Origin of the sequence: Streptomyces clavuligerus, assembly GCF_005519465.1 — a bacterium.
Lineage (GTDB): Bacteria > Actinomycetota > Actinomycetes > Streptomycetales > Streptomycetaceae > Streptomyces > Streptomyces clavuligerus.
This window is the reverse complement of sequence record NZ_CP027858.1, coordinates 6646901-6673798: the sequence shown is the minus strand read 5'-3', so window position 1 is coordinate 6673798 and position 26898 is coordinate 6646901. Positions and strand designations below refer to the sequence as shown.

Genomic DNA, 26898 nt, shown 5'->3' with positions numbered 1-26898 from the left:
CGCAGCACGACGCGGTACGCACATGACGGGGCGTTACGGCGCCCGACGACAGATGACGACGCGGTGCGGTGCGTGGTACGCGGAGCACGGCCGGGCGTACGCGGTGATCGCGCGCCCGCCGCTCCGCGGGTGGTGCGGCAGGGTCAGTACAGGCCCTCGGGGGCCGAGTTCGTGACCTGGAGCGGGCGTACGTCGGCGACGCCGTCACAGGGCCACTGTTCGTCGGTGTAGCGCACCGCCTGATCGCGTTCGAGGATGTTCGGCAGGAAGAGATCCTCATGCAGCACGGTGAGACGGACCTGTCCGTTGCCCCCCTCGGGGACGACGGCCGTCCAGTCGTCCTTGCGGACGACCGCCATCGTCACCTGGGGGTAGTTCGGCATGTACGGGAGTGTCCTGCCGTCCCGCAGTACGCCGAGCCACGCGGCGTTGCCGAAGGTGTTGCCGTAGCTGATGCCGCAGACCCCGCCGTCCAGGGCGGCAATGAAGTCGCGGTACATCGTGGCGTTGATCTGTGTCCCGCTCAGGCGGGCCCCGTCCAGTGCGGCGATCCGGTCGGGAACGCGCCGGCGCAGTGTCTCGAAAAGGGCGGGGGTGGTGGTGAGATAGTGGACCCGCCCCCGCTCCAGGACGTCGGCGATTTGTTCGACGAGGTGCGCAGTATAGCGGTCGACATCCTGGAGCCGCCCCTCGCGAATGAGCCGTTTGACCCAGCGGGGGTCCATATCGATGGCGTAGACCTGTCCCGCGTACAGATCGGCGGCTTCCCAGGCGCCGTGTCCGATGAGATGCGGCCCGGAGGGGGTGGCCTGGAGCCAGGTACGGCCGGGGGCGAATCCCTCCCGGACGAAGGACCATCTGCGCCACACGGCCCGGTGCCGGAGCATGCCGGGTGTGTAGAAGACACGGCAGGGCGGTCCCGAGGTGCCGCCGGTGTCCCACACCCTCCCGGCCAGAGGGCGGGGAACCGCCCGCGGGACGAGCTCCGCGGGATCGAGTGCCCGCAACTCCGGCAGCGAAAAGGGACCCAGGGCGGGGAGTTCCGCGTAACGGGTGATGTCGAGCGGATCGAAGTCGAACCCCCGGGCCCGCCGCAGCCAATAGGGACTTCCGGACCCGGGGTCGAAAGTGCGCCGGACCACGGAACGCGTCCAGGTGTCGATGTCGGCTTCGAGCCATGTTCCGACAAGGGTATCCGGATCGACCGGACAGCTTTCCTCCCACATATCAGCCGCTCCGCGCACCGGAGAAATCGATACCGAGTTCATAAGCAGTTTCCACGGCCAACCGTATATGTTCCGGCTTTTCCACGTGCACGACCGGGAAGGGGAAGTCAAGAAGGCCCTCGGGGATCGCGGGGCCCATCACCAGAGCCAACCGTACGCCTTCGTCCCGCATCCCCTCGCAGACATCGACCAGACTGATGGGCTCAACGGGATTCCGCTGGAACAGATCGCGTACCTCCGCCGCGGTGGTGAGGACGCCGCGCTCCAGACAGGAGAGCAGGGGAAGGGCCGGGGCGGTGAAGGGCAGGGCCGCGACATGGGGGGCCATGAAGTCGCGGAAGGCGGCCCGCAGCGGGGAGTGGACCGCGATCGTGCGGCCCGGCAGCACGACGACTCCGCCGGGCGGAGCCCCGGCGGCCACCCGGTCCAGGGCCTCCCGGTGCCCCGCGAGCATCAGGATGCGCCGGGAGCCGTCGGCCATCGGGCCGAAGTCCCCGGCGAAGTAGACGTCCACCAGGCCGTGCCAGGGGTGGTCGAGGGGTGTCGTGTCGACGGGGACGAAGGCCAGGGCCATGCCCTGCTCCGGGTCCCCCGGCCCGGGGCCGGGCGCGTTCGCCGCGTGGGCCAGCGCCCCGAAGAAGGCACGGCGCTCCAGCGCGCCCGCCAGGGCACCGGCCGTCAGTGCGCCCAGGCTCAGCCCGCCGATCGCGGAGGGGCGCAGTCCGGCTTCGGCCAGAAGGTCGTGCACCGACAGCGCGAGTGCCGCTTCCCGGATCGAGCCCGCGCTCTGCCGCTGTTCCTGTCCGCCCGGCAGCTCACCGTTCAGGATCTGTTCGGCCCCGAGTCCCGTCCATTCAGATATCTGACCGTACAACCGGCGCACGGCGGGAAATCCCTCATAGAGTTCGATGCCGTGCGGCTCGGTTCCTACACCGCCGCCAAAGAGGTAGCCAAGAGGCATGCAACACTCCTGTCGATCCGTTGGGTCACCCATGGCACGCGGCCCTTGACGGCCCTGGTTCACCCCCGTTGGAAAAACTTTTCCATACCGTCCGGTATGTGCGAATTGACGAATTGATTTCCACTCGAAACGAAGCCGTTCGGCCATTGATTAAACAGTGGGCAAAGAAATACCGTCGCAGGTTTCCCGCACCTCGGAGCACCACAGGTGAGCGCCCTCGTCGGCCGATACCCGCCGGGCACCGCGCTCCTGGTGGACCATGTGACGGACGGGGTGCAGCCGCGCCACACGGTCGTCGACTCCGGCTGCCGGAGCGGACGTTGCCGCCCGGCACCGGGGAAACACCGGGCGGACGGGCCCGGTGGCTGTCCGGCTACCGCGCCGGGGATCCGCTCAGGCGGGGGCGCCGGGTTCGAGGACGACGGGCACGGACCGGTGGCCGTTGGCGAGGAAGGACGGCAGCGGGACGAGATCGCCGGGCGGGACGGCGAGCGCCAGCCGGGGGAAGCGCTCGTCCAGCAGGCGCAGCGCGATGGTCGCCTCCAGCCGGGCCAGGGGGGCACCCAGGCAGACATGGACGCCGTGGCCGAAGGAGAGATGGCTCTTGTCGGCGCGGGCCGGGTCGAACTCCCCGGCCGTGGGCCCGTGGAGACCGGGGTGGCGGTTGGCGGCGGAGTAGGCGGCGAGGATCGCCTGCCCGCGCCGGACCACCGTGCCGCCGGGCAGTTCGATGTCCTCGATCGCGTACCGCATCGGCAGCAGGGGCACCGGGGCCTGCCAGCGCAGGGTCTCCTCGACCACATCGCCCCAGGACACGGTTCCGGCGCGGGCGGCGGCCCGTTCCCCGGGGTGGGTGAGCAGGGCGACCACGGCCTGGTCGATGAGGTTCACCGTGGTCTCGTACCCGGCGCTGATGATGAGCAGGAGCATCTCGCCGCACTCCTTCTCGCTGAGCCCCTGTCCGTCGCCCTCGGTGTCACGGGCCGCGATCAGCCGGGAGGTGAGGTCGTCCCCGGGCCGCTCCCGTTTGAGGGCGATCAGCTCCTCCACCGTGCGATAGAGGTCCCGGGTGTTGGCGGCGGCCTCCGCGGCGGTGACCGCGGTGGCGAAGACGCCGTCGACGACCCGGCGGAAGTCGGGCACCATCCGCTCCGGCAGCCCCATGAGGCGGCCGATGACCCGGAGCGGCAGCGGGTTCGCGAACCTCTCGCGCAGATCGGCCGTCCCGCCGGGGGGCGTCGTGGCCAGGTCGTCCAGGAGTTCACGGGCGAAGCGCTCGATGTCGGGCGCGAGCGCGTTGACCGTGCGGGCCGTGAACACGGGGGCGATCAGCCGTCGCAGCCGCCGGTGTTCGGGGCCGTAGGCGGTGAACATGCTCTCCACGGCCACCCACAGCACCAGGGGCCAGTCGGTGGTGTGCTCCGGGAACCGGTCCCAGTGGCGCCGGGAGTCCTTCGACACCCGCCCGTCCAGCAGCAGCCGCTTCAGCAGCACGGGATCGGTGATCGCCCACACCTCCTCGCCCAGGACGTCGACCCGGGTCACGGATCCGCGCGCCCGCAGCGCCGCGTCCTCGGCCGCGCGGTCGCGCGCCGCCGGGTCCAGCACATGCGGCGGCTGGACGGCGTGGCGGTCGGCCGGCTCCGGTGCCGGAGCTGTCATGGCGCCTCCCGGAGGGTGGGAAACGTGCGGGGTCCCCGGGTGCGCGACAAGGGGTCGCGGGCCCGGGCGGGCGCCGACGGCACCCCGGCGGGACCACCGGGACCGGTACTGTCGAGCCTCCTCCCACCGTAGGTGATTCGCTCCGTCCGGGGAAGCGCTCGGCACGCACGGTGGCGCGAGGGGGCGCGGAACCCGGGTCCGCTCGTGAGCGGTTACGCGCTCATCGGGCGCCGTTCACGTGGGCGCGTCGGGACCGTGCCCGCTCCCCGCCCCCCGGGGCCGGACGCGCGGCGGCGCACCAAAGCCGCCCGCGGGTCGTCGCAGTGGGGCACCCGGGCGGCGTCGTCATGGCGGCACACGGGGGCGGCGGACCGGGTGTCAGGACCGAGTGGCGGCCCCGCACTCCTCGCCGTCCGTGGTCCGCGCCAGTTCGGCCATCGAGGTGCCGCGGTCGTACGGGTCGACCGCGGGGCCCTCACCGACGCCGGCCGGGCGTCCGCCGAACTCCGGGGTGAGCAGGCCGACGACGGCGCCGCAGCCGCCGTTGGTGGTGTCGACGGAGTACGAGACGAGGGAGAAGGTCCCGGGCTTCGTGATCACCTTCGCCGGATCGTTCCACTCCAGGACCACCTCGCGGCGGACGATCGTGCGCACGACCTCGCCGCCGTCCGGTACCCGCGTCACCGGGTACACATAGGTGACGTCGGTGGTCACCCTCAGGGCGCCCCGGTCGCCCTCCTCGTAGGTGACCCGGCCCCGGGTCCTGACCTCGTCCCCGACGGGGCGCACCCGGTCGGAGTCGAACCGGGTGAACAGCAGCAGCGGGTCGTTCTTCTCGTCGGGCGCGCGGAACGCGGCCGACAGATACTCCGCGGTGTCCCGCTGACGCGGGTTGATCAGCGCGATCGCCCGTGCGGGGCGCTCGCCCCGCAGCACCCCGGGGTCCAGGTTGGACGCGGCGAGGAAGTCCCGGGTGCGCTCCAGGGCCCGGCCCACCTGTGCCGTGCTCATCCAGCCGGTGGCCCTGGCCCCGGGCAGCGCGATCCCGTCCGCTCCGCTCGCCCAGCGCTCCGCGGGGGAGCCCCGGAACGGCTCGTCGGGCGTGGGCCGCTGGGCCGGTCCCGTGGGCGGCGGCTGGGTGGGGCGCTCCGTCTCGGCGGGCAGCGGCTCCCCGGCGGCCGTGGTGGCGCCGCCGCCGAACCAGCCGGTCACCCGGTCGGGGAAGAGCGCGACGGCGAGCAGGGCGGCACAGACCGTCAGCCCGGCCGCGTACCGAGCCGTCCGGCGCCTTCGCCGCGGCGCGGCGGGGGAATAGGTCCGCCAGGGCTCGGGCTCCCCCGGGTTCTCCCGCAGCCGCCGTGCCACGATCCGGGCCCGCGCCGACGGCTCCTTGGGGGCGCCGGACGTACCGTCCACCGACTCCTGGAGGAACCGCTCCCACTCCTCGTCGGACATGGACGATCCGTCCGGTCCCCCGCCCGCGCTCACACCTGACTCCTCACCTTGCCCACCGCCGCGGCGTCTTCCGGCCGCCGTCCGCTGGCTCTGCATGATCGCACAGCGTCCGCGGAGATGAACCCGCAGGTCACAGCTGTGTTTTCGGTGACGGTGCGGTCCGGGACGGACCCGGACCGCACCCGGGTCACCGGACGCGGCTCAGCCCGAAGCCCGCTCCCGCCGGGACCGCCACCGCGGACGGCGGGCGTTGGTCACCGCGCGGAGCACCCATTCGACGGGGCCGTACGCGTGGCCGCTCATCCACCAGCGGCTGAGCACCAGTTGGACGGCGAACAGGGTCAGGCCGACGACCGTGACGAGGAACGGTGCCACCCGCCCGACGAGTCCGAGGCCGTAGCCGGTGAAGAGCAGCGCCATCACCAGGGACTGGCTGAGGTAGTTCGTCAGCGCCATCCGCCCGGCGGGGGCCAGCGCCCCGCTGATCCGCTCACCGCGCGCCCCGGAGAGCAGCCGCAGCACGGTGGCCGCGTAGGCGGCCGTCAGCAGGGGCGCCGTCACCATGTCCACGGCGAGGGCGAGGCCGACGGTCTCCATCCCGGTGCCCTGCTTGATGGCGTACGCGTAGACCAGGGCGCCGCCGAGCCCGACCGTGAAGCCGGCCCACTGGAGCCGCCGCAGCAGTGCGAGGTGGTCGGCCGCGCGCGCGAGGATGCCGAGCTTGCCCGCCGCGAGCCCCAGCAGGAAGGCGGCGAACGCGGGCGGCCCCTGGACGAACAGGATGAACAGCGCGGCGATGGGCTGCTCCGAGAGGTTCTCCCCGAGCACCGAGCCGACGTCGCCGCGCAGCGCCTCCAGCGTGGCACGGGCCTCGGCCGGGTCCGCCTCGACGTCGATGTCGAGATGCCCGGCCCAGACCGTCCAGCTCAGCGCCAGATAGAGGGAGGCCAGGACGGCGAAGATCGTGACGGCGACGCGTACGGCGGTACGGGGGCGCAGATTGCGGCAGGCGAGCAGCAGCAGGCCCAGCACGGAGTAGGTGATCAGGATGTCGCCCGTGTAGAGCGCCACCGCGTGCACGGCGCCGATCGCCAGGAGAGCGGCGCAGCGGCGCAGGACGCGGGGGGCGATCCGGGCGCCCGCGCGTTCGGCGGACCGCATCTGGAGGGTGAAGCTGTAGCCGAAGAGGAAGGAGAAGAGCAGATAGAACTTGGTCTCCAGGAGCACAGCGATCAGATAGCGCCAGGCGTCGTGTAACGGCCCGTCGAAGGCGGGGTCCGTCAGTCCGCCGCCGCCAATGTACGCGGTGGAGGTGACGGTGAGGTTGACCAGCAGGATGCCGAGCAGGGCGAAGCCCCGCAGCGCGTCGACGTCCGCGATCCGTCGTATCTCCCGTGGCGCGGTTTCCGTCGTGCCCGGTTCCTCCGGCCCTTCGGCCGCGGAACGGGCTTTCGCCGTGTCTGTCATGTTCGTCGCCCTACTGTCGAGTCCGGGGCACCGTCCGCGCGGGCCCGGAGGGTAGGACGCGCGGAGGGCCCGGGGACCTGACAGCAAGATCGAGAACAGTCGGCCGGGACGGGGACGGTGGCCGGGGCAGGCACGGGGGCCGGGACGGGCGCGGGGGCCGGGGCGTGGACGGGGGCCGGGCGGCCCGCGACGGCGGGTCTCCGGCACCGGGCGGTCAGGGGCTCAGGCGGTCAGCCGCTGCCCAGGGGACGCAGATCGGCGACGAGGCGGAAGCGTTCCAGGACCACGGAGGTGGTGTCGTCCACGGTGAACCCGTCCGCGGAGAGGCCGGATTCCTCCCGCAGCCTCCGCAGGTCCGCCCCGTTCCAGAACCGCTCGTGCTCCGTCCGCCACTGCGCCACGGTGGCGTGTCCCTCGCCCTCGTCCGCCACATGGGCGAAGTCGACCTCGCCCAGGGGGACCACCCGGACCTCGGTCACCTCGATGACGGCGACGGGGCGGTCCTCCGAGTCGAGGACGGCCGAGTGGTCCCCGGCCTCCGGCAGGGGCTCGTCGTCCCAGGTGTAGTCGGCGAGGAGCCCGGTCGTGGCGGTCTTGGCCCCGTCGAGGATGGCCGCGACGAGACGGTCGCGGAGCGGGCCGGGGAAACCGAACTCGGACCTGGGCATCGCCGCGATGTCCGCGGGGGAAAGAGGCTCGGGCATGGGGAAACGGTAACAACGGCCGGAGCGCGGCGGGCGGCTGGGGAGGAGGCGCAGCCGGGCCGGGCGGCGGCGGGCCGCGGTGCGGCACCGGGGGCGGCGGACGGCGGTCGCGGCTCCCGTCCGGCGGGGCTCCTCAGCCGAGGAAGACGGGGAGGCGGGCGGCCGACCGCCCCAGCGCGGCCCGTTCCGCCTCGTCAGGGGCCCGCCGTCCGGTGCCGATCAGCAGCGCGTCCGCGTCGGGGAACGATCCCGGGAACGTCACCCGCGCGATCCGCTCCAGCAGGGCGCGGGAGTGGGCCAGCCCGTCCGCGGGCGGCCCCGCCGCCCATGGGAGGTGGGCGGTCAGATCGAGGTGGTGCAGGGTCCACTCCAGGACGTACGCCGAGAGGTAGTCGCCCGCCGTGAGCACCTGCCCCTGGGTGGCGACCCGCAGCTCCGGGTCGGCGAGTCCGGCCGCGCGTCCGGCGGCGGAGCCCACGTCGTCGAGATGGAAGGCGAGCAGTCGCGGGTCCCCGTAGGCGGCGGCCAGCCGGACGGTCAGCGCGTCGAGCGGGTCGTCGCCGGTCGGCCGGGTGGCGGCGGGCTCCCAGTAGGTCGCCGCGTCACGGGTCGGTTCCGTCGCGGCGGGGGTCGCCAGGGTGATCAGGACGTCCTGGGCGTCGATGACCAGATGGCACACCAGGTCGCGGACGAGCCAGCCGCCGCACCCGGAGGGCCGGGCGAAGTCCTCGTCCGCGAGCCCGGCGACCGCCGAGCGCAGCGCTGTCCACGAGCGGGAGAAGAGTTCCACCCCGGCACGGTAGTGCGCGGGCGGGAGTCCCACCAGGCAGGGGGCAGCCGCGAGCCTCGATCCAGCACCGGAGCGAAACGGGCACACCTCGATGTATCGCCCTCCGCTCCCTCTTTCGGGTGATCCCCGGCGTTCCGGGAGAGTCCCGGCCCGGGGTGGGCAGGCTTGGGCCAGCCGAGACCACCTGGGGGGAGAGCATGGGACTCTCACGCGAGTACGGCCGTGCCATCAGCGAGGGGCCGACCTCCGCCGACCGCGCCGGGCTTGCCGTGCTGCCGTATCCGAGCGGCTGGGCCGCGCTGGCGTTCTCCGGGGAGCTGAAGCCGGGCAAGGTGCTGACCCGGCCGCTCGCCGGGGAGGACGTCGTGCTGTACCGGCTGAGAACGGGAGGGGTGCGGGCCGTGCGGCCCTACTGTCCGCACCTGGGTGCCCATCTGGGTCTGGCGAAGGTCGAGGGCGACGTTCTGGTGTGCCCGTTCCACTCCTTCGCGTTCGGACCGGACGGCGCGTGTGTCCGCACGGGGTACGGGACCGAGCCGCCGCGTGCCGCGCTGCGTCTGCTGCCGGTGTGGGAGGCGAACGGCGCGGTGTTCGTGTGGCGGCACCACGACGGCCGGGAGCCGGACTGGTCGATTCCGACCTGGCATGTCATCGGCCGCAGACCCGCCCGTTACGCCGTGTGGGAGCTGGCGGGCCATGCCCAGGAGGTGATCGAGAACTCGGTGGACGTGGGGCACTTCGCCACCCTCCACGGCTGGAAGAAGGCGGAGACCGGCGGGCCCGTCGCCTATGACGGGACGACGTTCCATCTGTCGATGCGCGCCCATGAGTCCGCGCCCCTGTTCGGGGAGTTCACGGTGGAGATCGAGGTCGACGGCTACGGCCTGGGGTGTCTGCACGTGGACGTGTCCACACCCCGGTTCGGGCTGCGGATGTGCACGACGGTGCTGCCGACCGCGATCAGTCCCAACCGGATGCAGTTCCGGCAGCTCAACCGGATCGCCTTCGATGAACCGGGGTGGCTGCCGGGCCCGTTGGCCCGGGTCGTGAGCCGGACCGCCGAGCGGGTGCTGAACGGGGCCGTCTTCCGCGCGAGCTGTGCCTTCACCGCCGCCGACTTCCCCATCTGGGACACCAAGCAGTACCGGCAGCCGCCGCAGCTCGCCCACGGGGACGGCCCGATCGGTCCGTTCCGGCGCTGGGCGCGCCGCTTCTACCCCGAGACGGCGGTCGGCGGCGCCGGTGCCCGTTCCGAACCGGCCTGAGACCGGCAGGGGCCCCTGAGTCCGGGCCGAGCCCGCCCGGCCCCGGTGCGCGCCGCCGGTGGTGGTGACTCGCCGTCGGTCCGCCGGTGGTGGCTCACGGTGGGTGGCGTCCCGCCGTGTGCGGGGCCGGGACGGGAGGGACGGTCCGGGTGCCGGGTGCCCGGGCCGGTCCCCGACGGGCCCGTCAGGACAGCCGGGTCGTCACATACCGCTTTCCGGCGGCGCTCTCGACCAGGACCTCCCGGATGTCCCCGGCCGCCACGGCCGCCGATCCGTCGACGCGTGCGCCCTTCTCCGCACCGCCGACGCGCCAGCTTCCCGCGATCTCCCGGGTGCCGTCGAGGCCGACGACGACAAGCCGGCACAGCTCCCCGGCGGGGATGCCGCCGACGGCCGCGCTGACGCGGGCCCAGCCGGACGCGGGTGTCACCCGGACCGAGATCCGGGCGCCGGTACGGTCGTCGGCCGCGGTGCCGAACCGGACGCCCTCGCCCGGCGTGGGGGCGGCGACCGCCGGGGGCCGCGACGGCCGGGCCGGGTCCCCGGCGCCGGACGCCGCTCCGGCGCGGCCGAGCAGAAAACCGGCGCCGAGGACGGCGACCGCCGTGCCGGCCGCCGCCGCCGACAGCAGCACCCGGCGCCGGACCCCGGCCCGGGAACGCTCCGCGCGCACCTCGCGCAGAGTGCGCTGGAGCAGCAGGTCGCCTCCGTCGGGCGGGCCCTCGACGAACGCCTCCGGGGGCACCTCGCCGAGCGCGGCCTCCAGCTCCCCGAGGGCTTCCAGTTCCACCCGGCACTCCCCGCAGACAGCCACATGGGTCTCGACCTCGCGCCGCTCCCGTTCGTCCAGGGCACCGAGCACATAGGCGCCGAGCAGCGCGCTGTCGTGCCGCCGCACGCTCATGCCGCCGCCTCCTTCGCCGCGGCCGGCCGGACGGGTCCCGTCGGCCCGGCCCGCTCCGCGTACAGCTCTCCCCATCGTCTCAGCGCGTGGTGCGACCGGGATTCCACCGTTCCCGCCGGTATGCCGAGGACGTTGGCGGTCCGGTCCCGGAAGCAGATCCCCACCAGGACCTCGCGGTGGTCCCGGGAGAGCCGGACCGGCGTCCCCCCGCCGATGTCCCCGGCGGTGGCGCGGTCCCCCGCCGGCCGTCGCGCGTACACCGGGAGGGCTCCGCCGCCGTGTTCCGGGTGGAGGGCCCGGACGACCACCCCGTCACTCGTGTGCTGCCGGGCGCGCGACCACAGTGCCGCCATCCGCTCACTCCGTCCTCCGCTGCTCGATGCGGTGAACACGGATGGGGGAGCCGGACGGTTCACCGCCGTTCACGATGGGCTCAACAACGCCGTCCCTCGTTCAGGCAGCGGGCGATGCGGGTGCGCCGGGCCTCCGTCGTGACGTCGACGAACATGGCGTGGTCGGTCCTCGGGTGGCGATGCTGCTCGGGGAAGGAGTCGACCGCGTAGGGCACACCGCCGGGCAGCTCGTAGCGGAGGGTGACACGCAGCTTCGGGACGGGGAAGGTGGCGGGCGGGCAGACACCGTTGGCGGCGGGGAAGACGATGTGGGACCGGTGCCCCTCGCTGTCCGGGTGGAGACCGTTCCAGCAGCTCGGGAAGGTGAGGGTACGGGTCGGGCCGCCGCCGTCGGGGCAGCGCGGATAGCGGGTGGCGCCACGGCGGGGGCTGCCGGAGCAGCCCCACTCGGCCCGGACCCGCGCGTCGGTGGTGGCGGTGGCCGCGACCGGGTCACCGGTGATCATCCGCAGTCCGGCGGGGTGGGGCACGACCTTGCTGACCGGGTTGCCGAGGTAGTCGATCCGTACGGAGGACGGGAGCAGGATCCGGCCCGTGTTGCCGTGCCGTCCGCCGCCGTGGGCACCGGTGTCGGGTCCCTCGCGGTCGAGCCGGCGCAGGACGGGCCAGAAGTAGGCGGAGCGGTCGCCGCCCGCGCAGGTGGTGGGCGCGGCGGCGAGGGAGGCGGCGGTGGAGCGGGCGTCGGTGGTGGTGTTGCCGACGTAGTCGTGGGTGTGGTGGGCGCCGCCCACGAGGCCGGGCGAGGTCACCACGTTGTCGGTGTTGCGGTGGCCGCGTTCGTTGCGTCCGCAGTCGACGGTGACGGAGCCGGTGGACGCGTCGGGCCCGGCGGCGGGCTCCGGGGCGGCGGGCGGCAGCTCGGCGAGGGCGGCGTAGAGGCTGTCCGGGGGCGCGTCCCGCTCGTCCCCGGGGCGGTGGGCGGCGGCGACCGCGGCGACGGCGGCGGCCAGGGCGAGGGTGACGCTCACCACCGCCCCGGCCGCGCGCTTCAGCAGCGTCTTCCGTCTCGAACAGCGTTGTATACCCACGTGGCCAGAGTTCCAGTTTTTGAACAGCGGTTCAACAAGGGAGGGTTGAACGGCGGGCTGTCGCGGCCCGGGGCGCGGACAGCGGCGCGGAGCCGCGGAGGCGGGGGCCGGGGAGGCGGGGGCCGGGGCGCAGGCCCTGCCGCCGCTGCCGACCCGGGACGACGCCGGTCCGGGGACGATCGTGCGGGACGCCGGGGGGCGGACCCCGTACCGCTTCGCCAAGGACACGGCGTGGCCGACGGAGTCCCCCCCCCCGTACGGGCCCCTGCCCGGAGAGGTGGAAGCCCGCGACGACGCTCGACCGGGCGGCCCTCACGAACATCCGGGGCATCGGCCCGGAGAAGGCCGTCCCCCACCGGCGTCCCGAGAGAACCGGGCAGCGCACCATCGGCTGCTGGCCGCCGTGCTGGTTCGCCGGTGCCCAGGAGCCGGGCGACACCAGCCGGTCAGAGGGTGGGCGAGTCACCCGGCGGGCCCGCCGTCCGCGCGGCCCGCCGGGTGACTCGCCACGTCAGCGGCCCCCGCGGGCACGGGCCGGGGCGGCTCCGGAAGGGGTGTCCCGGTCGGGGTCCGGCCGCCTCCGCCGGACGGTTCCCGGGCGCTTCCCGGGGCTGTTCCGTCCGGGGCCTTCCACGGCGGCGGGCCCCGGCTCTAGCGTCGTACGGCGGCGCCGACCGGGGGCCGGGGGAAGCGGGGGGGGCGCGGATGGGCGGCGACAGCGGTACGGAGAACGGTGGGCTCCAGGGCGTCCGGGCCTGGGCCCGGGACGTGGCGGACCGGGCCGACGCCCTGTTGCCGGGGACGGCCGCGGAACGGCCGCACATCGCGCGGCTTCCCCCGGTCCTGGCCGAGCTGGCCGAGGTGGCACGGTTTCTGACGGACACGCCGGAGGACCTCCCGCTGCGGGCGGCGCTGGAGTACCGGCGCGGGGCGCTGCTGACCCTGCGGGGCAGCGGACCGGCGGCGCTCCCCGGCGACCTGGAGGAGGCCGAGCGGCTGCTGCGCGCGGCCCGGACGGTGCTGCGGGAGCGGCCCGGGATGGACGGCCCCCGGGCCGCTCTCTACCAGTTCATGGCCATGCGGGACCGGCCGGGCCTCGACGGGCGGCCCGTCGACAGCGCGTCGGTGCTGGACTGGGCGCTGTCCGAGGGGGCCGGGGGCTTCGACGACCGTGCGGGGGAGCTGGCCTCGCTGCTCATGGAGAGCGTTCCCGCCATGAGCGGTGACCTGTCCGGTCTGCTCAGCGACGCGGAGCGGGAACAGCTCGACGCGACCGCCGCGATGATGAGCGGGGCGCTGAAGGCCCGGACGATCGAGGATCTCGACCGGCCGGATCTGCTGGGGAAGCTCCCCGAGGGGCATCCGTTCCGGGACGGCATTCCCGAGGTCGTCCGGGCGCTGTTCGCCGGGGTGGACATCGGCGCGGAGAGCGACGCCCCGGCGGACGGCGGGGAGCCGTCCGCCGACAGCACCGACAGCACCGACAGCACCGACGGACCGGACCGGTCGGCGCCCGAGCGGACGGAGGCCGTCCTCGCCTCCGCCCTCTCCCTGTACACCACCCTGGATTCCGGCGCGGCGGCATCGGCCGAGGTGCGGAAGCTCCTGGCGAAGGTGGACGGACAGCTCCGGCAGGGCGTGCCGGGGGCGGAGACGGAGGGCCTGCTGGCCACGTTCACCTCCGTCTGGTCCAAGGCGACCCGGGCGATGTCGGAGGGGAGCCCGGACGCGCTCGACGAGGCCATCGGGGTGCTGCGGGGCACCCTGGGCGCGCTGTCCGCCGACGATCCGTTCGTTCCCGCCCTCCGGCAGCTCCAGTCGGTGCTGCTCCAGCTCGCCACGGACGTCGGCGGCAGCATCCAGGACGCGGAGATGGGCCGGTCCCTGGTGGATCAGCCGTCCGCCGAGGCCACGGCGGCTCAGTTCCCGCAGGCGCGGCTGGTGGGTCTCAAGCACTCCCTGGACCGTGCCGTCGCGTCGCGTGACATCCCCGCCCTGGCACGGCTCATCGACGAACTGGAGTCGCTGCCGCCTATGCCCGCCCCGATGGCGGCCATCCGGCCGACCCTGCTGGGTCAGGCCCTGCTCTCGCACGGGAGGTTCACCCAGGACCGGCGGCAGCAGCGCGAGGGGCTGCGGAAGCTCCGGGAGGGGATCGACTCCGCCGAGTCGGCGGCGCCCCTCCTGCGCCCGTTGATGAAGGACGCCCGGATCGCGCTGAGTGCCGCGGAGGCCGAGTTGGAGGCCGACCCGGACATCCTCCGCCGGACCCTGGCCCAGGCGGACGACGCCGCCGCACCGCCACGGCGGGAGCGGGGGCACACGGGGGAGCCGCGCGGGGACGGAGCCCGGCAGGACGCCGTGTCCCCGAAGGGGGCCGCACCGTCCGGGGGTACCGGCACAAGCACACCACCCAGGGGTACCGGCACAGGCGCACCGTCCGGGAGGGGTGCTCCCGGCGGCGGCCCGCCGTCCGGCACGGGCACTCCTGTCGACGGCGACACACCGGCCGCGTCCGGCTCCGGCGCTTCCGGCGGCGCCGTCGCCCCCTCCGGCACGGGCGCTCCCGGCGGCGGCCCGCCGTCCGGCCGGGGCACCCCCGACGGCCCGGCGGAGGAGAGCGCACGGCGGACGGGACCGTCCTCCTGGGTCATCGGCACCGGCCATGTCCTTCTCTACGGACAGACCCGCGATCCGGACGATCTCGACCGGGCCGTCGAGGAGTTGGAGCGGGCGCGCGCCGCCGCGCGGCCCGCGGGCCTCGACCGCGAGGCTTCCCAGGCGCTGTGGCGGCTCGCCACCGCCTACCAGAGCCGCTGGGCCCTGGGCTCCGATCTGCACGCCGCGACCCGCGCCGCCATGGAGTCGCTGCGGGCGACGGCCGCGAGCGTGCTGCTCCAGAGCGGGGCCGAGCACGGTCTGCGCGTGGCCCGCGAGGGCACCGCGCGCACCCTCGTGGCGGCCGGCTGGGCGGCCTCCAGCGGCTGGGTGAGCGAGGCGGTCTCCGTCCTGGAGTTCGGCCGGGCCATGGTGCTGCACGCCGCTGCGGCCTCGGCGGATCTGCCCGAACTCCTGGTGCGGCGGGGCCACTCCGAGCTGGCCGACGCCTGGCGGGCCCGGCCGGTGTCCCCCCGGGACCCGGCGGATCTGGCCGGTCTGCCGAGCACCCTGCGGCGGCGGGTGCTGGAGGCCCTGGGGCACCACGGCGACGAGGGCGGCCCGTTCACCGCGCCCACCGTGGAGGAGCTGCGGACGGCCGTCGCCACGGTGGACGCCGACGCCCTCGTCTACCTCCTTCCGCCGGAGCGGGGGCGGCCGGGCCACGCGCTGGTCATCGGGCCCGATGTCGAGGCGGGGGTGCTGATCCTGCCGCAGCTCGCCGACGACCGCACGCTGGACGCCTACCTCGACGCGGCGGCGGCCCGGTCCCAACGGTCCCCCGACACCCCGGCCGAGGTCTGGCGGGGGGTGGAACGCACCTGGGAGGAGGCGCTGGAAGCGCTCTGCGACTGGGCCTGGCAGGCGATGGGACCGCTGCTCCGGGGGCTCGGGGAACGCATCGCCGCCAACCCGGACCGCCGGACGGGCCGTCCCGGCGGGGCCCGGCTGATCCTGGTGCCCTGCGGACGGCTCGGCGTGGTCCCCTGGCACGCGGCCCGGTTCCAGCGCGCGCCGGGTGGCGCGCACAGCCATCTCTGCTCGCTCGCGCACATCACCTACGCCGCGTCCGGGGCCCAGTTCCTGCGCGCCGTCTCCCGCGCCGCGCGGCCCGCGGACTCCGCCCCCGTGCTGATCGCGGACCCCAGGATGGACCTGGTCGGCGCGGAGGAGGAGATCGTCGCCCTGCACCGGTCCTGCTACCCGGGGGCCACGCTGTACGGGGAGTTCTGCGACACCCCGGTCACCTCGGCGGGCGCCGGTACACCCGCCGAGGTACTGTCCCTGCTCTCCCCCGGCAGCGGTACGGACGCCTCGGCTCCGCTGTCGCTGCTGCATGTGGCCTCGCACGCCTGGGCCGGGGTCCACCCCACCGTCTCGGCGCTCGCCCTCGCCCTCCCGGAAGGAGCGGAGGAGCCGCCTTTCGGGCAGGGCGGCCCGGACACGCCCCCCGATCCCGGCATGCTCACCGTCAGCGACCTGCTGGACGGGGCCGAGGACACGGGCGAACGGGCCGCCGACGGGCCGCTGGTGGTGCTGAGCGCCTGCGAGACCGACCTCAGCCAGCGGGACCACGACGAGGCCCTCACCCTGGCCACCGCCTTCATCGCCCGGGGCGCCCGGGACGTGGTGGGCTCGCGCTGGACCGTCCCGGACGGGGCGTCGTCGGTACTGATGGCCGTCTTCCACCATCTGCTGACGGTCGACGGGCTCGCGCCCCCGGACGCCCTGCGCGGCGCGCAGTTGTGGATGCTCGACCCCGACCGCAGACCGCCGTCCTCGCTCCGGGGGGAGCTGCTGCGGCAGGCGTCCCGTCCGGAGCTGGCGCGGATCGCCGCCTGGGCGGGCTTCATCCACCAGGGGCACCCCGGGAACAACGGCCCCCGCTCACGGCCCGCCCGGACGGCGGCTGCCCCCTGACGCGGAAACGGCGGCCCGGTGGCGCCGGGGTCAGCCGTCCGTGCGCCGCAGCACCAGGCTGAGGAAGCCGAAGGAGTCGCGGTAGACCCGCAGCCACTGTCCCCGGTGGACGGCGGAGCGGGCGAGCGCCTCGGCGGCGTCGGGGTCGTCGGGGTGGTCGAGCGCCCAGGACGCCAGGCTCCCGGTCCAGCACCACTCGTACGCGTCCAGCTCCTCACGGGTGCTGACATGTCCGTACACCGGGGTCCAGCCCTCGGCGACCACCCGGTCCACGGTGGTGGCGAGATCGGTGAAGTCACCCAGCAGCGCGACCGCTTCGGGGCTCGGTCCGCGTTCCCACAGACCGTCCCCGATCAGGACCCGGCCGCCGGGGGCCAGGTGTTCGCGCGCGGCCGCGAGGGTGGGCAGCAGGCCGCCGAAGGCGTGTGTCGCGCCGACGCTCAGCACCGCGTCGAAGGCGTGCGCGGCGGGGAAGTCCGTCGCGTCCCGCCGGTGCAGATCGAGCCGGTCGCGCACCCCGGCCGCCGTCGCCCGCTCGTCGGCGGCGCGCAGCGCGGTCGCCGAGAGGTCCACGCCCTCGGCCCGGACACCGGGACGGCCGGACAGTGTGCGCAGCAGCCATGCGCCGCTGCCGCACCCGAGGTCGAGCACCCGGGCGTCCGCGCGGTGGACGGTCCGGTCGATGAGCCGTCGTACGGAGTCGTCGGAGAGGGGTGCGGCGATCGGGTGGTCGGCGTGGGCGCGGTAGGAGAGGAGGTCACGGTCCATCCGGTCGACTCTGCCAGACGGGCCCGCCGTGCCCCAGCGATTTCCCGCGGACCGTCGGCGGTTTACCGCGCGCCGTCGGCGATGGGTGCCCTCCGGCCGACGGCGCGGGCGCTGCGGCCCCGGTCGCTCGCGGGTGGGCCGGTCCTGCTGTGGCCGGGGTCCGGGAGCCTCGGGAGGCCGCCTCCTGGCCCTGGGTTGCCGGAGGCGGCCGTCGGAGGCGGACGGGCGCGGCGGCACGGCAGCGGCTCGGAGCCGGTCCTGCCCGGCACGTCGGACAGGTCGGTGCCCGCCCGGCACCGGATCGGCACGGAAACGGACCCGGGCCGCGCCGCGCGACGCGGTCGCCGGGGCTGCCGCCCGGCCGGTCGCTCCGGACACAGATGAGGAGGGGTGGCCGACCGTGCGGCCGGGCGGTGGTGCGGCTGCCCGCCGTCCGCTTCCGGGAGCCCCCGCGGATGTCCTTCGCCCGGGAGGCGCTGCCGCCCGCGCCCGACGCGCCGCTGGGGTGGCGCGTCCCCGGCCGGGCCGGGGCGATCGTGCCGCCCCGGCCCGGCCGGTCCGCGCTGAGACCGCCGGGAACGGCGGTGGGTTCCCGCCGTCCACCGGCCCCGGGGTGTCGTGTCACCAGGGGGCGACGGCCCTCAGCACCGTCACCACCAGGGCGTTGGAGGTGATCTTGTAGCGGATGATGACGAAGCGTCCGATGGTCGCGTCGCGGAGATCCTTGTCCTTCCCCACCGGCGCGGACCCGTGTCCATAGGGGTCATTGCCCACACTGCGCGCGATCTGGCTCTCCACCTGGGTCCGTACTCCGGGGGCGAGCGAGGCGAGGCCGGTCTCGGCGCGGTGGCTGTAGGTGATGCGGTAGCGGCTCACGGCTGATAGGAAGTCCCGTCCTCGTTGCAGACTCCGGTCCAGTCACCGGCGTCGATCCGCGCGGCCAGTTCGGCGTCCTCCTCCTGGGCCTCGTCGGGGAGCGCGAAGCGCATGACGGCGACCAGCCGGAGCTGTTCCAGCGGGGTGGAGGCCATGACCCGGTCGAACTCCTCACGTCTCCCCTCCGGCAGGGCGGAGCGGATCTCGCCCAGGGTGTTCGGCAGCACCACCCGCCGGCCCTGCACCACCGTGGTGAGCACGACGACCTCCCCGTACATCGAGCGATTCCTCAGCGTGGCACAGCGCGGGACCCGGCGGCAGGGCGCACACCCCCTCCCCCGGAGCACGCCTCCCGCGCCAGTCGACGGGACGGATGAGCCCGTCGGCGGGGGCCGCTGCCGCCGGGCGGGCGCACGGGGGCGGCGGGGCCGAGGCACACCCGGCACGGACGGACGGGGGCATGCGCGGGGGGCGGGGGCGGACCGGGGCCGTCGCCCCGGCGGCCGGGCCCGGCCCGTCTCCCCCGCCCCGCACCACGTTGCGGACGGCACCCCCTAGCGGACCGGGACCCGCCCCGCCGCGGGCGGCCGGTGCCGCTCGCCACGCGGGCCGGGCGCGGGCAGCAGGCTCTTGAGGGTCTGCGAGGGTTCCAGGCCCAGTTCCTCCGAGAGGATGCTGCGGCACTGCTCGTACTGGCGCAGCGCCGCGCCCCTGTTGCCCGCCGCGAGATGGGCCTTCACCAGGACGCGGTGGGCGCTCTCCCGCAGCGGCTCGGCCCGTACGGCGGCGAGCCCCGCGGCGACGGCCTCGCCGTGGCGCCGGAGGGCCGTCAGCCGCTCGGCCATCGACTCCAGGGCGTACAGCCGCAGTTGGTGGTACTGCTCCCGTTCCATCAGCACCCATTCACTCTCCAGCCACTCCGGCAGCAGATCGGCGGAGAGGTCGATCCGGGTCTGGGTGGTGAGGATGTCGTCGCAGGAGCGCCCGGCGTCGAGGAGCCGGTGCGCGCGGGCGACCGCGTCGTGCAGATCGACCGTGACATGGCGGGAAACAGCCAGTTCCTGGGCGGAGGTGTCGATGACGTGGTGCCCGGTGCGGGTGGCGCGCCACAGCGAGGAGCGCAGATTGGCGTGGGCGCGGGAGCTGGTGACGTCGGGCCAGAGCGTCCCCGCCACATAGGTCCGGGTGCGCGGCATGCCCTGGAGCGCGAGGAAGGCGATGAGCCGTTGCGCGCTGGAGCAGATCGGCACCCGTATGTGGTCGACCGACAGAGCAAAGCCTTTGAGGAGTCTCAACGTCATGACATGAGCCGGTGCGTTCATTGGCTTCCCCCGGGCGATGTCGGCTCCAGCGGCCTTCCGGCGACTTCCGGCACGCTGGAGGCCCCATTTTACGGACAACCCATGATCGTGTGGTGAAAGTCTTCGCATAAAGGGCGTTTCTGAGACATCACCGGAGCGTCGCGAAAGCGTCACCCGTCCGGTCCGAGGATCTCCAGCAGCCAGCAACGCACCAGGGTGAGGACGTCGTCCACGGTGCTCGTCGCGGCGGACGGCGCCCCCTGGCCGTCTACCGAACGGATGACGCGCGCCCGGAAGCCGTCGGACCTGCCCTCCTCCACCCACACCCGGACTATCAAAATGCCGCCGCGCTCTGGGGGATTCTCCATAAGTGACCAAGGATGCGGCACGGCTGTCACCCGGGCGTCGCCGAAGCGTGCCCCCGCCGTCGTCGGCGGGCCCGGCCGCCGGGGCGGGAACGGAGCGGTGACGCCGGTGCGACGCCGGGGTCGCGGCCCGGCCACGCGGTCCTCTCCATGCTGTCGGCTCACGCTGCACCAGGTCGGGCCGGGGGTGGATTCGCATGGGCGACTTCGGCGTCATCGCCGATGTCTCGAACATCATCGTGGAGACTCTGAACGAGTCGCTGGGCGTCCTCAGCGGGGTGGAGGCCCCGATCGCCGAGCTGAGCGACCTCTCCGGCCCGGTGCAGACACCGCCGCCCAAGCTCACGGTGTTCCTCTACGAGATCGCCGAGGACCCCGCGTCGCGCAACCGTCCGCCGGTGCGCTCCCAGCCGCCCGGGGCGCCGACCACCCGCAAGCCGCCGATGGCCCTGGTGCTGCGCTATCTGATCACCCCCTGGGGCGGTGACCAGCTCACCCAGCACCGGATGCTGGGGCGGGCGCTCCAGGCGTTCTACGACGACGCGATCCTGGACGGCACCCGGCTCTCGGGCAGTCTGGCGGCGACCACCGACGCGCTCCATCTGAATCTCACCCCGCTCACCCTCGACCAGAAGTCCTGGGTCTGGTATGCGATCCAGAAGCCGTACCGGCTGTCGCTGAACTACGAGGTCCGGGTGGTCGACCTGGACTCGCAGGCCGTCAGCGCGGTCCGGCCGGTGCGCAGCCGGCGGGTGGAGGGGGCGCGGGCGTCATGAGCCGCTTCCTGCCCGTGGAGCTGCCGCCGCTGTACAGCCAGGTGTGGTTCGTCCCGTACGACGAGCACACCCGGCGGGTGCGGTCGGCGGGGGTGGCGGTGCGGCTCGACCGGTTCACGGACGGGGTGTGGCTGCCGCTGGAGGACCAGGCGGTGCGGACGCCGAGCGCCGCGCTCGTGTATCCGGGGCTCGGCCGCCGGGCCGACCCGTCCGCGGCGGAGCCGGAGCTGCACCGGGCCCGTTTCGCGGCGGCGGGGTGCCTGCCGCTGTACCCGGCGGACGGGGAGCCGTTCTCGGCGGCGCTCGCCGGGGTCGAGTTCCTGGTGCGCGCCTACGACGACACCGCGCCGCCGGCCGGGACGACGCGGCCCCGGCCGGTGCGGCTGCTGCCCTCGCCCGCGTATCCGTACGGCCCGGGGGTGCGCACGGTCTCCGGGGTGGTCCACGACCCGGTGGCCGGGGTCCCGGTGGGCAACGCCCTGGTGGTGGCCGAGGGGCGGACCAGGGAGCTGACGCCGTGGCGGGAGCGGGCGCTCACGGACGCCGCGGGCTTCTTCCGGCTGGCCCTGCGCTGGGAGGGCGTCCGGGCCGACGGGCGGAGCGGGGAGACCTTCCGGCTGGTGGCCACCGAACGGCCGGGCCGTACCGGGGCGCTGACCGTGCGGCTGCCCGACGACGCCGCGCGCCGCCACGTCATCGAGATCCGTGAGAGTTGAGGAGCCAGCCATGGCGGAGTATCTGAGCCCCGGTGTCTACATCGAGGAGATCGACGCGGGGCCGCGGCCGATCGCGGGGGTGAGCACCAGCACGGCGGGGATGGTCGGGGTGACGGCCCGGGGCCCCTCGTCCGGCAAGCCGAAGCTGGTCACCTCGTTCCTGGAGTTCCAGAACACGTTCGGCGGCTTTCTGCCGGAGCCGGCCGCGACCGTCCGCGACACCTGGGCGAACGACCCGGCCGAGGGGGGCCGCTGGTGGCTCTTCCCGCTGGCCGTCAAGGGGTTCTTCGACAACGGGGGCCAGCGGCTGTATGTGAAGCGGGTCGTCAGCGCGCGGGCGGTGCCCTCGTCGGGGACGCTGGGCCGGGGTCTGGTGAGCCCGGTCGCGGCGGACGCGGCCCGCGGTGCCCGGGGTCTGCAACTGGGGCATCTGATCGGCTTCAGCGGGGTCGGGCAGCAGGTCCAGATCCTGCGCGGGGACGACCAGCAGGCGATCCACACGGCGCGGATCGCCTCGTACGACCGGACGGGGCGGCGGATCGTGCTGGACACCCCGCTGCCCGCCGAGGTCAGGACGGCACGCGGGGACTACGTCCAGGTCGGCACCCGCTCCACCGAGGCGGGCCTGCGGTTCGCCGCGGTCTCCCCCGGCGCCTGGGGCGACGCGGCGCGGGTACGGATCCAGCCGGTGGTGTCGGCGGCGCTGCCGGTGCTCCCGGACCCGCAGGAGGGCGCGCTGTTCGTCACCCGGCTGCTCGCGGACGCGGACGCGGACAGCGCCACCGTGGACGTGGCGTCGGTGACCGGTCTCGACCCCGACGACCTGCCCGGCGAGGTGTGGGCGCAGATCGGGGACGTCCGGTACCCGGTGCAGGTGGGGCAGCCCGCGGCCGGTACGGTCCGGCTGACCTTCCCGGCGAACACCCCCCATCCCGCGTGGCAGGCGGGGCTCGGGGTGCGCCGGGTGCGGCGGGGCAATGTCGCCACCGGGCCGAAGCTGCGGATCGGCGGCGCGAGCAGGCTGTACCCGGGCGCGGTGACCCAGTTCGACGACGGCGCCGCGCTGACCGTGCGGAGGGTCGCCGCGATCGACGCGGACCTCGTCACCTTCGACGGCGACGTGCCGGGGACCTGCTACGAGACGGACCGGCTCCATCTGGTCGAGGCCCAGGTCGACACCCGGTACGCCGACGCGACGGGCGCGCAGGTGACGGAGAGCTTCGGCGGGCTGCGGCTGACCGGGGACGCCGACACGGGGCTGCCCTCGGTGCTGGCGGCCCGCTCCCAGCTCGTGCGGGCGACGGCGCTGCCCGGCCTCTCCACCGACCCGGCCGAGTTCCCGGTGCCCGCGATCGGGTCCTGGCTGGCGCTGGAGGGCGGCGACGACGCCTATCCCGGGCTGAGCGTGGCCGACTTCACCGGCACGGACGGCGGCAGCGGGCGGCGGACCGGCATCGTGGCGCTGGAGGACATCGACGAGGTGTCCGTCTGCGCGGTGCCCGCGATGTGGTCGGGCACGGTGGAGTCGGCCCTCGTCACCCACTGCGAGCTGTTGCGGGACCGGTTCGCGGTGCTCGATCCGCAGGACGGGCTCGACCTGGAGGGCATCCAGGCGTTCCGGGAGCGCTTCGACACCCGGTACGCGGCGCTGTACTACCCGTGGCTGGTGACCCGGGACCCCTCGGTCAACCGGGATGTCGAGGTGCCGCCGTCGGGCCATCTCGCCGGGATCTACGCCCGGGTGGACGTGGAGCGCGGGGTGCACAAGGCCCCGGCCAACACGGTCATCCGGGGCATCCGGGCGGTCGACGGCATCGCGCAGGACGTGACCAAGCGCCATCAGGACCTGCTCAACCCCAAGGGGATCAACGCGCTGCGGTTCTTCCCGGGGTTCGGGCAGCGGGTGTGGGGCGCGCGCACCCTGTCGTCGGACAGCTCCTGGAAGTACATCAATGTGCGGCGGCTCTTCCTCTTCCTGGAGGAGTCGATCGACGAGGGCACCCAGTGGGTGGTGTTCGAGCCGAACGACGAGGCGCTGTGGGCGCTGGTGCGTCAGACGGTCACGAACTTCCTCACCACGGTGTGGCGCAGCGGGGCGCTCGCCGGGACCACCGCCGACGAGGCGTTCTTCGTCGCCTGCGACCGCACCACGATGACCGAGGACGATCTGGCCAACGGCCGGCTGATCTGCGTCATCGGTGTCGCGCCGGTCTTCCCGGCCGAGTTCGTGATCTTCCGGATCCAGCAGAAGACCCGCGAGACCCAGACCGCCTGAGCAGCCGACGGACAAGCCGAGGAGAGCCACCATGCCCCCTGTGACCAGGGACGACCCCTATGCCTCATACAACTTCCAGATCATCGTGACCAACGTCAGCGACGACGGGGTCGCGGTGAGCGGTTCGTTCACCGAGGCCAGCGGACTCGAACTGGAGATTCCGGTGATCGAGTACCGCAACGGGAGCGAGGACACCACCGTCCGCAAGATCCCCGGGCTGAAGAAGTTCACCAACCTCACCTTCAAGCGCGGGATCACCGGCCATGTCGGCTTCTGGAACTGGGTGGTCGAGGCGCTGAACGGCAAGGTGCGGCGCACCTCCGGTTCGATCGTGCTGCTGGACGAGAACCGCCAGGAGTGCATGCGCTGGAACTTCGACCGGGGCTGGCCGACGAAGTACACCGGGCCGAGCCTGAACGCCACGAAGAACGAGATCGCCATGGAGACGCTGGTGCTGGCGGTCGAGAAGCTGGAGATCGACGTCTGACATGACGACCGAAGCGCTCCCCGGGGTGTCCCTGACGTCCGAGCCGCGCGGCTCGGACGAGGAACCGCTGCGCACGGATGTGGCCGCGTTCCTGGGCGGGTTCCGCCGGGGCCCGGTGGGCACCCCCGTGCGGGTGGAGAGCTGGCGCGATGTGCTGGGCGCCTTCGGGGGGCCGGACGGCTCCGCGTCGGCCCCGTACGCGGTGCGCGGCTTCTTCGAGAACGGCGGGCGCACGGCGTGGCTGCTGCGGGTCGCCGGGCCGGGCCGGACCGCGCGCGCCGGGTGGACGGTCGGGGAGGTCGCGGGGTTCGCCGCCCGGCGGTACGAGGTGGTCGCCGGCAGCCCGGGGGCGTGGGCCAACGGGGGGCGGATCACGGTCCGTTTCCGGTCGAGCACGGTCGCCGGGCACCCGGCGGTGGATGTGCGGGTGGCGGTCCCCGGGGAGCCCACGGAGTGGTTTCCCGGGCTGGCGCCGGACGCGTTGGAATCGGCGCTGGCGGCGTCCCGGCTGGTCCGGCTGGTGCCCGTGGAACCGGCGGGCGCGGCCGACCCGGCCGCCCCGCCCGGGCCGATCACCCGTACCTGGGAGCTGACGCTCGCCGGGGGCGGCGACAGCCCGCCGGACCGGGACGCCTACCGGGACGCCGTGGTGCGGCTCGTGGCGCTGCCCGAGCCCTCGCTGGTGGCCCTCCCGGACCTCGGCACGGATCTGGCCGGGCCGGACCACCGGGAGCTGGTGCGGGAGCTGCTGGCGGCCGTGCGGCCGCTGCTGGACCGGCTGGTGGTGCTGGACGTGCCGCCGGAGCTGTCGGCCGTGGACGGCGCGGTCGCCTTCGCCGGGGAGCTGACCGCGTCCGGCGACGGCGACGCGGCGGCGACCGCCGCGGTGTACCACCCGCCGCTGTTGGTGCCGGAGGGCAACGGGGCGCGCACGGTCCCGGCGTCCGGGCATGTGCTGGGGGTGATCGCCCGGCTGGACGCGGAGCGCGGGGCGCACCACACCCCCGCCAACGCGGTGCTCCTGGAGGCGGTGGACCTGGCGGTGGCGCTCCCGCCGCAGCAGCGGCTGCGGCTGGCGGACGCGGGCATCGATCTGCTGCGGTGCACCCGGGGCCGGGGGCTCACGGTCTGGGGCGGGCGCACCCTCTCCCCCGTGCCGCGGGTCCGGTACATCGCCCACCGCAGGCTGCTGCATCTGCTGGTGCGGGCGATCCGGCGGGTCGCGGCCCCACTGGTGTTCGACGTCAACTCGCCCGAGCTGCGGCTGGCGCTGGTGCGGGCGCTGACCTCGGTCCTGCTCGCGGCCTTCCGCGCGGGCGCCCTCGCGGGGGCCCGGCCCGACGAGGCGTTCCGGGTGGTGTGCGACGACAGCAACAACCCGCCGGGGCAGGACCCGGCCACGACGGTCTGCGAGGTGGCGGTCGCCCCGGCCGTCCCGATGGAGTTCATCCGGCTGCGTCTGATCCTCGGCGCGGACCGCGGTCTGGAGGTGATCGAGGCATGACCCTGGAACCGTTGCCGAAGTTCCGTTTCCTGGTGACGCTGGACGCCGGGGACGCCTATCTGCCGGGAGCGCAGGCGCTGTTGCTGCCGCTCGTGGCCTCGGGGGCGTTCCAGGAGGTCACCGGGATGGGCGCCCAACTGGAGGTGACGGCGTACCCGGAGGGCGGGCGCAATGACTCGGTGCACCAGCTGCCGCTGCGGCACAGCTGGAACCGGATCGTCCTCAAGCGCGGGGTGGTCCGTGACCCGGGGCTGTGGGCCTGGTACCAGGCGGGTCTGTCGGACGCGCTGGGGGCCCGCCGCGACGGCGCGGTGGTCCTGCTCGGCCAGGACGGGGTGCCCGCCGCCGCGTGGGCGTTCCACGGCGGGCTCGCGGCCAAGTGGAGCGGCCCGGATCTGCACGGCGAGCAGAACGCGGTCGCGGTGGAGTCCCTGGAGATCGCGCACGAGGGGCTGACGAAGGTGCTCCAGGACGCCGTGCCGGCGGCGGCCGCATGGCCGGCCCAGGGGAGGTGACCGGGGTGCCGAAGGTGATCATTCACCATCTGGAGGTCCGTTTCCAGGTGGAGGGCGACGACGGCAAGGTCTTCACCCGGCTGTTCAACCAGCACATCCAGGCGTGGTCGCGGCTGTACGAGAACGCCTGCGCGCGGGCGGAGCACACCCGCTCCGAGCGCCGTATCGGGGACGGGGAGGGACAGCCGTGAGTGTGACGCCCGTGTCCTTCGCCCGGCAGCGCGCCGCCCAGGCCCGGCTGGAGATCGTCCGGCCGGTGATCGCGGACGAGCGGCAGCGGCGCATCCCGCTGCGGTTCAACCCGACCGACTACAAGCTGAGCAAGAGCAACACGTTCGCGGAGATCACCATCCCGGGGCTGGAAACCCCGCCGCTCCAGTTCGTGCGCGGCGGCACGGAGACCCTGAGCGTCCAGGCGCTGATGGACACCTCCGACACGCTGGAGAACGTCCGGACGGCGTATGTCGACGCGCTGCGGAACCTGATGCGCCCCGACAGCCGGGAGCACGCGCCGCCGGTGGTCCGCTTCGTCTGGGACCAGTCGGTGTTCACGGGGGTCGTGGAGAAGCTGGACGTGCAGTACCAGATGTTCCGCCAGGACGGGGTGCCGCTGCGGGCGCTGCTCGACCTGACGCTCAAGGAGTACCGCACGGCGGCGGCGCAGACCGCGCGGAACCCGCTCTCCTCGCCCACGGTGGACAAGACGTACGTGGTGCGCCGGGGCGACACCCTCAGCAGCATCTCGGCCGCGGTGTACCGGCGGCCGGACGCCTGGCGGGAGCTGGCGCGCGCCAACGGCATCAGCGATCCGCGCGAGCTGCGGCCGGGACGGGTGCTGTCCGTGCCCCGGCTGCCGTGAGGG

25 protein-coding genes are annotated in these 26898 nt (G+C 74.3%); 10 read left to right on the top strand and 15 right to left on the bottom strand.

The genetic code is table 11. From position 1 onward, the window contains the following. Positions 1-143: 143 nt before the first annotated feature. The 7 genes from CRV15_RS28040 to CRV15_RS28005 form a co-directional block, all read right to left on the bottom strand. Complete coding sequence (locus CRV15_RS28040; RefSeq protein WP_003959187.1) at positions 144-1226, bottom strand: hypothetical protein; 1083 nt, start codon at positions 1224-1226, stop codon at positions 144-146. 1 nt (position 1227) lies between these two features. Continuing rightward, a complete protein-coding gene (locus tag CRV15_RS28035; RefSeq protein WP_003959188.1) occupies positions 1228-2187 on the bottom strand; it encodes a hypothetical protein in 960 nt (319 codons plus the stop codon). Positions 2188-2580: 393 nt separating this feature from the next. Continuing rightward, entirely contained in the window at positions 2581-3849 is a 1269-nt protein-coding gene (locus CRV15_RS28030; RefSeq protein WP_003959189.1) for a cytochrome P450 family protein, read from the bottom strand. A gap of 378 nt (positions 3850-4227) precedes the next feature. Beyond that, the gene (locus tag CRV15_RS28025) at positions 4228-5304 is read right to left on the bottom strand and encodes a hypothetical protein (protein ID WP_003959191.1); all 1077 of its coding nucleotides are present in this window, start codon (positions 5302-5304) and stop codon (positions 4228-4230) included. Positions 5305-5505: 201 nt separating this feature from the next. Further along, entirely contained in the window at positions 5506-6771 is a 1266-nt protein-coding gene (locus CRV15_RS28020; protein WP_003959192.1) for a DUF418 domain-containing protein, read from the bottom strand. A 230-nt stretch (positions 6772-7001) separates the two neighbouring features. Further along, positions 7002-7439 (bottom strand): ASCH domain-containing protein, encoded by a 438-nt coding sequence (locus CRV15_RS28010; protein ID WP_003959194.1) that lies wholly within the window; start codon positions 7437-7439, stop codon positions 7002-7004. 169 nt (positions 7440-7608) lie between these two features. Next, complete coding sequence (locus CRV15_RS28005; RefSeq protein ID WP_009995040.1) at positions 7609-8265, bottom strand: maleylpyruvate isomerase N-terminal domain-containing protein; 657 nt, start codon at positions 8263-8265, stop codon at positions 7609-7611. 197 nt (positions 8266-8462) lie between these two features. Here CRV15_RS28005 and CRV15_RS28000 point away from each other — a divergent pair, with 197 nt between their 5' ends. Further along, a complete protein-coding gene (locus CRV15_RS28000; protein WP_003959196.1) occupies positions 8463-9530 on the top strand; it encodes a Rieske 2Fe-2S domain-containing protein in 1068 nt (355 codons plus the stop codon). Between the two features lie 184 nt (positions 9531-9714). Here the strand turns inward: CRV15_RS28000 and CRV15_RS27995 are convergent, their stop codons facing one another. The 3 genes from CRV15_RS27995 to CRV15_RS27985 all read right to left on the bottom strand — a co-directional run bounded on the left by CRV15_RS27995 (position 9715) and on the right by CRV15_RS27985 (position 11875). Beyond that, positions 9715-10434 carry a zf-HC2 domain-containing protein gene (locus CRV15_RS27995; RefSeq protein WP_003959197.1) on the bottom strand — a complete coding sequence of 240 codons (720 nt, stop codon included), beginning with the start codon at positions 10432-10434 and terminating at the stop codon, positions 9715-9717. After that, positions 10431-10787, bottom strand: a complete 357-nt coding sequence (locus tag CRV15_RS37930; protein ID WP_009995041.1) for a SigE family RNA polymerase sigma factor — start codon at positions 10785-10787, stop codon at positions 10431-10433. The genes CRV15_RS27995 and CRV15_RS37930 overlap by 4 nt, the downstream gene beginning before the upstream one ends. Positions 10788-10867: 80 nt before the next feature. Continuing rightward, entirely contained in the window at positions 10868-11875 is a 1008-nt protein-coding gene (locus tag CRV15_RS27985) for a DUF1996 domain-containing protein (protein WP_003959198.1), read from the bottom strand. Between the two features lie 705 nt (positions 11876-12580). On the opposite strand from CRV15_RS27985, the gene CRV15_RS27980 reads away from it, so the two are divergent. After that, positions 12581-16453 (top strand): CHAT domain-containing protein, encoded by a 3873-nt coding sequence (locus CRV15_RS27980; protein WP_009995042.1) that lies wholly within the window; start codon positions 12581-12583, stop codon positions 16451-16453. A gap of 30 nt (positions 16454-16483) precedes the next feature. Here the strand turns inward: CRV15_RS27980 and CRV15_RS27975 are convergent, their stop codons facing one another. The 5 genes from CRV15_RS27975 to CRV15_RS27955 all read right to left on the bottom strand — a co-directional run bounded on the left by CRV15_RS27975 (position 16484) and on the right by CRV15_RS27955 (position 19766). Further along, the gene (locus CRV15_RS27975) at positions 16484-17221 is read right to left on the bottom strand and encodes an SAM-dependent methyltransferase (RefSeq protein ID WP_003959201.1); all 738 of its coding nucleotides are present in this window, start codon (positions 17219-17221) and stop codon (positions 16484-16486) included. Between the two features lie 621 nt (positions 17222-17842). Continuing rightward, positions 17843-18097, bottom strand: a complete 255-nt coding sequence (locus tag CRV15_RS27970; protein ID WP_003959203.1) for a hypothetical protein — start codon at positions 18095-18097, stop codon at positions 17843-17845. Beyond that, complete coding sequence (locus CRV15_RS27965; RefSeq protein WP_009995043.1) at positions 18094-18375, bottom strand: hypothetical protein; 282 nt, start codon at positions 18373-18375, stop codon at positions 18094-18096. The genes CRV15_RS27970 and CRV15_RS27965 overlap by 4 nt, the downstream gene beginning before the upstream one ends. 276 nt (positions 18376-18651) lie before the next feature. After that, on the bottom strand, positions 18652-19398 hold the full coding sequence (locus CRV15_RS27960) for an AfsR/SARP family transcriptional regulator (RefSeq protein WP_003959205.1): 747 nt from the start codon (positions 19396-19398) through the stop codon (positions 18652-18654). Positions 19399-19568: 170 nt separating this feature from the next. Beyond that, positions 19569-19766, bottom strand: a complete 198-nt coding sequence (locus tag CRV15_RS27955) for a hypothetical protein (protein ID WP_003959206.1) — start codon at positions 19764-19766, stop codon at positions 19569-19571. A 194-nt stretch (positions 19767-19960) separates the two neighbouring features. On the opposite strand from CRV15_RS27955, the gene CRV15_RS27950 reads away from it, so the two are divergent. Genes CRV15_RS27950 through CRV15_RS27915 form a run of 8 tightly spaced genes read left to right on the top strand, consistent with a single transcriptional unit; the run spans position 19961 to position 26895 of the window. Further along, positions 19961-20539 (top strand): Pvc16 family protein, encoded by a 579-nt coding sequence (locus CRV15_RS27950; protein ID WP_003959207.1) that lies wholly within the window; start codon positions 19961-19963, stop codon positions 20537-20539. Next, on the top strand, positions 20536-21255 hold the full coding sequence (locus CRV15_RS27945; RefSeq protein ID WP_003959208.1) for a carboxypeptidase-like regulatory domain-containing protein: 720 nt from the start codon (positions 20536-20538) through the stop codon (positions 21253-21255). The genes CRV15_RS27950 and CRV15_RS27945 overlap by 4 nt, the downstream gene beginning before the upstream one ends. Before the next feature lie 10 nt (positions 21256-21265). Beyond that, complete coding sequence (locus CRV15_RS27940; protein ID WP_003959209.1) at positions 21266-23530, top strand: phage tail sheath C-terminal domain-containing protein; 2265 nt, start codon at positions 21266-21268, stop codon at positions 23528-23530. Positions 23531-23561: 31 nt separating this feature from the next. Next, positions 23562-24017 (top strand): phage tail protein, encoded by a 456-nt coding sequence (locus CRV15_RS27935; RefSeq protein ID WP_003959210.1) that lies wholly within the window; start codon positions 23562-23564, stop codon positions 24015-24017. 1 nt (position 24018) lies between these two features. After that, on the top strand, positions 24019-25521 hold the full coding sequence (locus tag CRV15_RS27930) for a phage tail sheath subtilisin-like domain-containing protein (RefSeq protein ID WP_003959211.1): 1503 nt from the start codon (positions 24019-24021) through the stop codon (positions 25519-25521). Next, positions 25518-26036 carry a phage tail protein gene (locus CRV15_RS27925; protein ID WP_003959160.1) on the top strand — a complete coding sequence of 173 codons (519 nt, stop codon included), beginning with the start codon at positions 25518-25520 and terminating at the stop codon, positions 26034-26036. Before CRV15_RS27930 ends, CRV15_RS27925 begins: the two co-directional genes overlap by 4 nt. Next, complete coding sequence (locus tag CRV15_RS27920; protein WP_003959159.1) at positions 26015-26227, top strand: putative phage tail protein; 213 nt, start codon at positions 26015-26017, stop codon at positions 26225-26227. The genes CRV15_RS27925 and CRV15_RS27920 overlap by 22 nt, the downstream gene beginning before the upstream one ends. Next, positions 26224-26895: a CIS tube protein gene (locus CRV15_RS27915; RefSeq protein ID WP_003959158.1), complete on the top strand. Its 672-nt coding sequence runs from the start codon at positions 26224-26226 to the stop codon at positions 26893-26895. The genes CRV15_RS27920 and CRV15_RS27915 overlap by 4 nt, the downstream gene beginning before the upstream one ends. Positions 26896-26898: the final 3 nt, after the last annotated feature.

Coding starts and splice junctions, on each gene's coding strand:
- CRV15_RS28025 (WP_003959191.1), bottom strand. CDS start 5,304: ATGTCCGACGAGGAGTGGGAGCGGTTCCTCCAGGAGTCGGTGGACGGT.
- CRV15_RS27965 (WP_009995043.1), bottom strand. CDS start 18,375: ATGTACGGGGAGGTCGTCGTGCTCACCACGGTGGTGCAGGGCCGGCGG.
- CRV15_RS28030 (WP_003959189.1), bottom strand. CDS start 3,849: ATGACAGCTCCGGCACCGGAGCCGGCCGACCGCCACGCCGTCCAGCCG.
- CRV15_RS28010 (WP_003959194.1), bottom strand. CDS start 7,439: ATGCCCAGGTCCGAGTTCGGTTTCCCCGGCCCGCTCCGCGACCGTCTC.
- CRV15_RS27925 (WP_003959160.1), top strand. CDS start 25,518: ATGACCCTGGAACCGTTGCCGAAGTTCCGTTTCCTGGTGACGCTGGAC.
- CRV15_RS27955 (WP_003959206.1), bottom strand. CDS start 19,766: ATGGAGAATCCCCCAGAGCGCGGCGGCATTTTGATAGTCCGGGTGTGG.
- CRV15_RS28035 (WP_003959188.1), bottom strand. CDS start 2,187: ATGCCTCTTGGCTACCTCTTTGGCGGCGGTGTAGGAACCGAGCCGCAC.
- CRV15_RS27950 (WP_003959207.1), top strand. CDS start 19,961: ATGGGCGACTTCGGCGTCATCGCCGATGTCTCGAACATCATCGTGGAG.
- CRV15_RS27935 (WP_003959210.1), top strand. CDS start 23,562: ATGCCCCCTGTGACCAGGGACGACCCCTATGCCTCATACAACTTCCAG.
- CRV15_RS27980 (WP_009995042.1), top strand. CDS start 12,581: ATGGGCGGCGACAGCGGTACGGAGAACGGTGGGCTCCAGGGCGTCCGG.
- CRV15_RS37930 (WP_009995041.1), bottom strand. CDS start 10,787: ATGGCGGCACTGTGGTCGCGCGCCCGGCAGCACACGAGTGACGGGGTG.
- CRV15_RS28000 (WP_003959196.1), top strand. CDS start 8,463: ATGGGACTCTCACGCGAGTACGGCCGTGCCATCAGCGAGGGGCCGACC.
- CRV15_RS28040 (WP_003959187.1), bottom strand. CDS start 1,226: ATGTGGGAGGAAAGCTGTCCGGTCGATCCGGATACCCTTGTCGGAACA.
- CRV15_RS27960 (WP_003959205.1), bottom strand. CDS start 19,398: ATGACGTTGAGACTCCTCAAAGGCTTTGCTCTGTCGGTCGACCACATA.
- CRV15_RS27975 (WP_003959201.1), bottom strand. CDS start 17,221: ATGGACCGTGACCTCCTCTCCTACCGCGCCCACGCCGACCACCCGATC.
- CRV15_RS27940 (WP_003959209.1), top strand. CDS start 21,266: ATGGCGGAGTATCTGAGCCCCGGTGTCTACATCGAGGAGATCGACGCG.
- CRV15_RS27930 (WP_003959211.1), top strand. CDS start 24,019: ATGACGACCGAAGCGCTCCCCGGGGTGTCCCTGACGTCCGAGCCGCGC.
- CRV15_RS27995 (WP_003959197.1), bottom strand. CDS start 10,434: ATGAGCGTGCGGCGGCACGACAGCGCGCTGCTCGGCGCCTATGTGCTC.
- CRV15_RS28020 (WP_003959192.1), bottom strand. CDS start 6,771: ATGACAGACACGGCGAAAGCCCGTTCCGCGGCCGAAGGGCCGGAGGAA.
- CRV15_RS27945 (WP_003959208.1), top strand. CDS start 20,536: ATGAGCCGCTTCCTGCCCGTGGAGCTGCCGCCGCTGTACAGCCAGGTG.
- CRV15_RS27920 (WP_003959159.1), top strand. CDS start 26,015: ATGGCCGGCCCAGGGGAGGTGACCGGGGTGCCGAAGGTGATCATTCAC.